At 73.5% G+C, this 1,260-nt stretch carries 1 protein-coding gene and 1 pseudogene; both read right to left on the bottom strand.

From position 1 onward, the window contains the following. On the bottom strand, positions 1 to 1,078 hold a 1,078-nt coding region (locus ABZ281_RS49785; protein ID WP_356665497.1), incomplete at its 3' end, for a Glu/Leu/Phe/Val dehydrogenase dimerization domain-containing protein. 89 nt (positions 1,079 to 1,167) lie between these two features. Further along, positions 1,168 to 1,260, bottom strand: a pseudogene (locus ABZ281_RS49780) (sulfite oxidase-like oxidoreductase); the annotation flags it as partial.

Below are 1,260 nucleotides of genomic sequence, written 5' to 3'. Positions count from 1 at the left end.
GTTGTCGCGACGGGAGAGGTCCAGCACGTCCGGATCGGCGAACCGCTCCGGGTCCCGGTCCGCGGGCACCGATGTCCCCGAACAGCGTCCACCACCACCAGGCGTTCGTCCCCGAGTTGACCACGACGTCCGGCAGCACGGTCACTCCGCGCGCGGCCAGCGCCGGCTCCGCCTCCGGCCGTACGGGCATGTTGGCCGCCTCCACGACCCAGCGGGCGGTGATCCGCTCCTGGTTCCCGGCGTCGATCGCGTACGACACGGCCGCCGGCACCAGCACGTCCGCGTCGGCCGACAGCCAGGCGTCGCCCGCCAGTTCGCGATCGCCGGGGCGCAGCGCGGAGCGGTCCACCATGCCGTGGGCGTCCCGCGCGGCGAGCAGCGCCTCGACGTCGAGGCCCGCCCGGTTGGCGATCGTGCCCTTGAGGTCGGCGACGGCCACGACCGTGAGCCCCGCGCGCGTGAGGAAGCGCGCCGTGGCCCCGCCCATGGTGCCCAGCCCCTGGAGGGCGACCCGCGTCCCGGCGTACGGCACACCGGCCCGGTCGAGGGCGGCCAGGGCCGCCTCGGCCACACCGCAGCCGCCGACCAGTTCGTCCAGACCGATGCCGTCGACCTCGACCGCGAACGCGTCCCGGAGCCGCCGCCGGGCCTCGGCCTCGTCGTCCAGCAGCGGATAGACGGCCTGGATCGAGGAGACCAGCCCCGCCTCGGCCGCGGCCCGGTCGACCAGGTCCTGGGTCAGCCCCAGGTCCTCACCCGTCGTCCAGCAGCTCTCTATGTACGGCCGCATGGCGCGCAGGTAGCGCACCAGCAGCGGGTACGCCTCCGGGTCCAGGGGATCGCAGTCGATGCCGCCCTTGGCGCCGCCGAGCGGGACGTAGCGGTTCGCGGGGTCGTAGTGCAGGGCCTCCTTCACGGTCATGCCGCGGGCGAGATCCGCGACCTCGTCCAGGGTGCAGCCGGCGCGCATCCGCAGACCTCCGCTGGAGACACCGCGCACCAGCCGGTCGACGACCAGGAAGCCCTGCCGGCCCGTGAGGTGATCGGTCCAGGTCAGGGACAGCAGGGGGGTGGCCATACGGGCTCCTTCGCCGCCGGGATACTGAATCGCCGGTCAGTATCTCCTTCGGATCTCCTCCGGTGGGACCCCTGTGATCCGGTGTTGTCGGAGCTGAATCCGTACTCGGCCCACACCATCACATGGGTGACGTCGTCCGCGGGCGGGGCGAGGTCGAGGAGCGTGCGCGCGGGGATGCCGCC

The sequence above is a fragment of the Streptomyces sp. NPDC006265 genome (assembly GCF_040613555.1).
GTDB lineage: Bacteria > Actinomycetota > Actinomycetes > Streptomycetales > Streptomycetaceae > Streptomyces.
Note: the sequence above shows the minus strand (reverse complement) of the source record. Positions and strands in the feature narration are given on the sequence as shown.